This window comes from Paenibacillus tepidiphilus, from assembly GCF_008635795.1.
In the GTDB taxonomy this organism is placed as follows: domain Bacteria; phylum Bacillota; class Bacilli; order Paenibacillales; family Paenibacillaceae; genus Paenibacillus_AQ; species Paenibacillus_AQ tepidiphilus.
The window spans coordinates 1-5,994 of sequence record NZ_VWRQ01000049.1; the positions used below are offsets into that span (position 1 = coordinate 1).

Genomic DNA, 5,994 nt, shown 5'->3' on the forward strand with positions numbered 1-5,994 from the left:
TCTTGGTGGGGGAGGCCTCCCCCACCAAGAGAACCATCTCACCGATGTCCCAGAAGAATACTTTTACTCTTTTACACAAACTTCTTGACGCTACCCAAAGTTCAATTAAGCATCCAGGGTTAGATTGTATAAACGGCAAAGAGGCAAGTCTCCTATGGAGGCTTGCCTCTTTGCGCGGCTGCGTGTGCGGCAAACGGGAGTTAGGCGCTAGATGGAGTGCTAGGAAGATCCGTTGATTGGCTAGTTAGTGGAGCGGGTGAGCTGATGATGGGCGGGATGAGCTACTGTTGGAGCGAGTAGCTAACAGCGGAGTAGGGCGAGTTAGTGGTGGAGTGGGTGAGCTAGTAGCGGAGTGGCTGAGTTAGTGGTGGAGCAAGTGAGCTAATAGTGGAGGGCGAGTTACTGGTGGAGCGGGTGAGCTATGGTCGAGCATGCTAGTTAGTGGTAGAACGGTTGAACTGGTGTTGGGCTGGTGAGCCTTGGGCTGGTGAGCCAATGGTGGAGTAGGTCAGCACTTGTGGGCGGGATGAGCTACTGGTGGAGTGAGTGAGATAGTGGAGGAGCCGGTGAGCTGATAATGGAGTCGGGCGAGCTACTGGTGGAGCGGGTGAGCTGATAGTGGAGTGGGGCGAGCTACTGGTGGAGCGGGTGAGCTAATAGTGGGGTGAGGCGAGTTAGTGGTGGAGCAGGTGAACTGATGATGGAGAGGGGCAAGTACTGGTAGCGTGAGCCGGGGGTACAGGCAATTCAGGAAAGGTAATAAGATGGTGTAGGTTGAGATGATGTGTGGTGCAGGTTGAGCTGTGCCGCAGCGGCAGGGTGCCTGCTTCCGGCAAGGCCAGTGTATTGCAGTAGGGTCAATGAGTGCTATTAAAGATTTGATGAGTGCTGCAGTACTGCTTGCATGTGGCCTGGGGCAGCGAGTATTCGTGCTGGCACATATTGAGGGGGCCGCCGCCATGTCTCCGGCGGCGGGTAAGTGCATGCCGCCGTGCCACTGGCGGCGGGCAAGTGCATGCCGCCGTGCCACTGGCGGCGGGTAAGTGTATGCCGCCGTGCCTCCGGCGGCGGACTAGCGTATGCCGCCCGCTGCGACGGCGGCATACTCCACCAGCGCTGCCGCGCCTGCCGGCGTCAGCGCATAACGGCCGCGGTTCACCCGTGTGAACCAGCCGTAGTAGTTGCGCTGCAGAATCGCTGCAGCGCCCGGCACCCCGCTCCGCCGGCGCAGCTCGGCGGGCGTGATGCCCTTCGGCGCCGCCGGTGCAGCGGCGCCTGGCCCTTGCGCCGCCGCGTCCCCGGCGGCGCCGCCCGCCCGGCCGGGTGCCGCGGCCGGGCTCTCTGCCGCCGCAGCAGCTTCGGCTGCGGCGGTACCCCGCGCGCCGCGGCGCCCGGCGCGCGGGGCAGTGCCGAGGCCGGCGGCAGCCTCGGTCTCGGCGGCCTGCAGCGCGAGTGCAACGCGCAGCGCCTTCTCGCGGTAGGCGGTCACGAGCTTCACGCCCGTGCTGCCGCCGGTGTTGTAGTCGCCGCTGCGCTCGCGGAACTCAAGCAGCAGGCGCTCGCGGCGCCGCAGGCTGCCCCGGGGCAAGGCCGGCGCTTCGCCCGGCTCCGCGAGCACCTCGACCAGCGGCGCCTTCGTCTTGTAGAAGACGACGGTGATCAGCCCGAGTCCGAGGCGGCGGCACAGTCCGCTCAGCTCGCCCCAGCGCTGGTTCACCGCACCTTTCTTGTCGCGCACCCGCTCTACGGCGAGATAGACATTTGGACTCAGACGCAGCCGCTCGACGCCCTGCAGGAGCAGGGCGAGATTGAAGCTTTTTTTCAGCTCGACGATCAGCGGCTGGTCCTCGCCCTCCCGCAGGCCGACCAGATCGCAGGTCCGCACCTCGCCTTTGATATGGTAGCCCTGACTTTCAAAAAAAGCCTTCAAAGGAGCATACAGCTCCGTCTCATGCTTGATGGCCATCGTGGTCACTCCTAAAATCCTGCAGCAATCTTCCTGCCGCAAAGCATATGGTTTAATTAAATTCCCGCAGTCCTTGGTGAACGCTGCAGCTGCTGTATGATTGGAAACTGCCACGTAACTATACAGCTGGAGGGTATAGTTGCAGTTGGTACAACTATTTTCGGGTAATTGCGGACTTTAAAGTGCTTAATTGCATTTGGTACAACTAAAGTCAGTACAATTAGCCAAACGCCCCGGTTCGGGGAGAAATAGATGTACGAAATGCAGGTAAGCGGCCAATTGTTCCCGTTTGGGCAGAAATAGTTGTACGTTTTACAATTACGTCATCCATGTAAGAGTAGCTTCGTTCACTATTACAACACCAGCCCGCAGAGCAGCCAAAATGTAATGTTATCACATCCATCTTTCCACCAGCCCCGGCCTTTCGTTAAACCTCAGGTGATGTCACCGCAAAAGGTCATTCCTTCGCATAATCGCCCTTTATGCCCGCCCGCTCTCCAGGCTGCCCGGTGATACCGGCCACACCCATCGGCCAACCGCCTGTCCTTTTTCCAACCAGACTAATAATCCGCCAATCCCCTGCATATTACTTGGATTAGACTCCTGTGCAGAAGGTTGTCCAAGAGCTAACATAGCACGGAACCTCACGATTCTCTATTATAGCACAGCAAAAAAGAGGTCAACTATTGCGGCATTACCGCATAGTTATGTAATACACTTTTAAAGCCAAAGGAGCAAGTAGGAGCGCAAGAGGAGGCAGCGAACATGGATATATTTGAGCGTATAGCTTCGTATCGGGCTGAGAACGACCGTTTGGCGTGGAGCGGCACCTTCAAGGACTATATAGAATTGCTGAGAAAAGACCCCTCTCCCGCCAAAACAGCTCATTCCCGCGTATACGACATGATCAAATCCCACGGCGTCGAGGAAATTAACGGGCGGAAAAGGTATAAGTTTTTTGAGCAGGAAATCTTTGGCCTCGACAGGGCCGTGGAGAAGCTGGTGGAGGAGTATTTTCACTCGGCGGCGCGGCGGCTGGATGTGCGCAAGCGGATTTTGCTCCTGATGGGGCCGGTCAGCGGCGGGAAATCAACCATCGTTACCCTGTTAAAAAGAGGACTGGAGCAGTATTCCCGCACCGCCGAAGGGGCGGTGTACGCCATTGAAGGCTGCCCGATGCACGAGGACCCGCTGCACTTGATTCCGCTGGAGCTGCGGCCTGAGCTGGAACGGGAGCTCGGCGTGCGTATCGAAGGCAATCTGTGCCCGTCCTGCCAGATGCGGCTGAGGAACGAGTACCATGGCGACATCGAGCAGGTCAAGGTTGTGCGAGTGCTGCTGTCGGAGGAAGAACGCGTCGGCATCGGCACCTTCAGTCCCTCCGATCCGAAGTCGCAGGACATCGCCGACCTCACCGGCAGTATCGACTTCTCGACGATCACCGAATTCGGCTCGGAGTCCGATCCGCGGGCATACCGCTTCGACGGGGAACTGAACAAGGCCAACCGCGGGCTGATGGAGTTCCAGGAAATGCTCAAGTGCGACGAGAAATTCCTGTGGAATCTGCTGTCCCTGACCCAGGAGGGTAATTTCAAGGCCGGGCGCTTCGCGCTGATCTCTGCGGATGAGATGATCATTGCGCACACGAACGAGACGGAGTACAAAGCTTTCATCTCCAATAAAAAGAACGAAGCACTCCAGTCCCGCATGATCGTCATGCCGGTTCCTTACAACCTGCGAGTGTCGGAAGAGGAGAAGATCTACGCCAAGCTGATCGCCCAGAGCGACATGAAGCATGTGCATATTGCTCCGCATGCGCTGCGGGCAGCGGCTATTTTCTCCATCCTCACGCGCCTGAAGGAGAGCAAGAAGCAAGGAATGGACCTGATCAAGAAGCTGCGGATGTATGACGGCGAAGAGGTTGAAGGCTACAAGGAAGCCGATCTTAAAGAGATGCAGTCGGAGTACCTGGATGAAGGGATGTCCGGCATCGATCCGCGCTATGTCATCAACCGGATCTCCAGCGCCCTGATTAAGGGCGACCTGCAATGCATGAACGCGCTCGATGTGCTGCGGGCGATCAAGGACGGACTGGATCAGCATCCTTCGATTACGAAGGAGGAACGCGAGCGTTACCTGAATTTCATTGCGATTGCCCGCAAGGAATATGATATTCTGGCCAAGAGCGAGGTGCAGAAGGCGTTTGTCTACTCTTTTGAGGAGTCGGCGAAGACGCTGTTCGAGAATTACCTCGACAACATTGAAGCCTACTGCAACTGGAGTAAAATCCGCGACCCGCTGACCGACGAGGAGCTGGAGCCGGATGAGCGGCTGATGCGTTCCATCGAAGAGCAAATCGGTATCTCCGAGAACGCGAAGAAGGCGTTCCGCGAAGAGATTCTGATCCGCATCTCCGCCTACTCCCGCAAGGGCAAGAAGTTCGAGTACAACAACCACGACCGGCTGCGCGAGGCCATCGAGAAGAAGCTGTTCGCCGACCTGAAGGATATTGTCAAGATCACCACCTCCTCCAAAACGCCAGACGAAAGCCAGCTGAAACGGATCAACGAGGTCACCCGGCGGCTGATCGACGAGCACAACTACTGCCCGATCTGCGCCAACGAGCTGCTGAAATATGTCGGCAGTCTGCTGAACCGGTAAGAGGCGGAGCAAGTTGCCGGGTTGTTCAACATTGCAGGACTGACCGCGGATACGCGGTCTTTTTTCTGTCGTGCGGCTGCTGGATTGTGGGATGATTGGATCGCCTGTCGCTGCATGCTGCACCGTTTTTATGACAAACGCTAGGCATTCTTTTATTGGATTCTGTCAAATCACGCTATATCGAAGCCAATTCATCGGAAAAAGTGTAAAAATAGTGAAAAATATTCCTTAAAATTGTGGAATTAAGAGAGTAAATAATGTATTTTATAGGAAGTATCCATTATGTTATCAAAGGGGGAGTACGATGTTGAGAAAAGTGATGTTGAAGAAAGCAGCTGCCTTTTTGCTGGTGTTTGGTTTTATCCTTTCCTCGTTTAATTTACTATCCGCTGCAGCAGCTTCGGCTACAACAACATTAACAGATTCACCCGCTGAGGTCGTGGTGGCTTATCCCGATGGCACCGTCATTCAGAAAGGCAATCTAACCATCACCCGGGTTGGAGTGCCCAGCACAAGCTACACTGCCTTTGCACAGAACGGCATATTCAGTTTCAATCTACCGGATGGTACCTATAAAGTATCGAGCGTATCCGACTATAACACTGCACAAATCATACCGTTTTATACCTCGTTTACGGTGGCCGCCGGTAGCCCGCAGCCATATATTTTGCAGCTTCCCCCTAAGATTGAAGGTTCAATTATCACAGCGGATGGAGCGGACGTTCCGCATGGCAGACTCTATATGACCGGTACGGACGGCATTACCACTAAAAGTTATGTTACGCAGGCCCGAAACGGGAAACTCACGATGTATCTCCCGGATGGCACGTACACTGCGGGTTATCTTGACGAATGGAACAGCATGTGGGCTGTTACACTCTACTCTTCCTTTACAGTAACAGGCGGTCAAGTGGAGCAGCCGCCGCTGGTAATCACCGTACCTCTTCAGTATACAGGCACCGTTACCAAGAGTGGCGCGCCATTGAGCAGCGCTGTCCTCTATTTCCAAAGCACAGATGATAGCAGTATCATCTACGAGGGCCGGGTGAGGAATGGAAAATTGAACGTATTTCTCCTAAACGGAAACTATCAGATCTATAAGGTAGTAGACATGACAACATCTCAGGAATATAACGTTAATCTTAATGTCACCGTGGCCAATGGTGTTGGTCCCTTGACGATCTCAATCCCTTAAATAGCAACAGTGCTGACAAACTTCGTATTCCACTGAAAACAGGCAAGCTGCTGAACCCAGCAGCCTGCCTGTTTTTATTATGGCTTTAGCCAGTTGAGTGCGTGAAACGCGCGAAACAAAAAACCACCCGCTATGCGGGTGGAGGGACTGAGGGTTTGACCACTAAGACCAT

Annotated in this window: 3 protein-coding genes; 2 read left to right on the top strand and 1 reads right to left on the bottom strand. The window is 55.2% G+C overall.

The genetic code is table 11. The annotated features are described in order from the left end of the window. Positions 1-1,072: 1,072 nt before the first annotated feature. Positions 1,073-1,966, bottom strand: coding sequence for a DUF2161 family putative PD-(D/E)XK-type phosphodiesterase (locus F1379_RS29360; RefSeq protein WP_150276030.1), 894 nt, complete (start codon positions 1,964-1,966; stop codon positions 1,073-1,075). Between the two features lie 765 nt (positions 1,967-2,731). Between F1379_RS29360 and F1379_RS29365 the strand changes: the two genes are divergently transcribed. Beyond that, on the top strand, positions 2,732-4,627 hold the full coding sequence (locus tag F1379_RS29365) for a PrkA family serine protein kinase (RefSeq protein ID WP_150276028.1): 1,896 nt from the start codon (positions 2,732-2,734) through the stop codon (positions 4,625-4,627). A gap of 304 nt (positions 4,628-4,931) precedes the next feature. After that, positions 4,932-5,822 carry a hypothetical protein gene (locus F1379_RS29370; protein WP_150276029.1) on the top strand — a complete coding sequence of 297 codons (891 nt, stop codon included), beginning with the start codon at positions 4,932-4,934 and terminating at the stop codon, positions 5,820-5,822. The last annotated feature ends 172 nt before the right edge of the window (positions 5,823-5,994 follow it).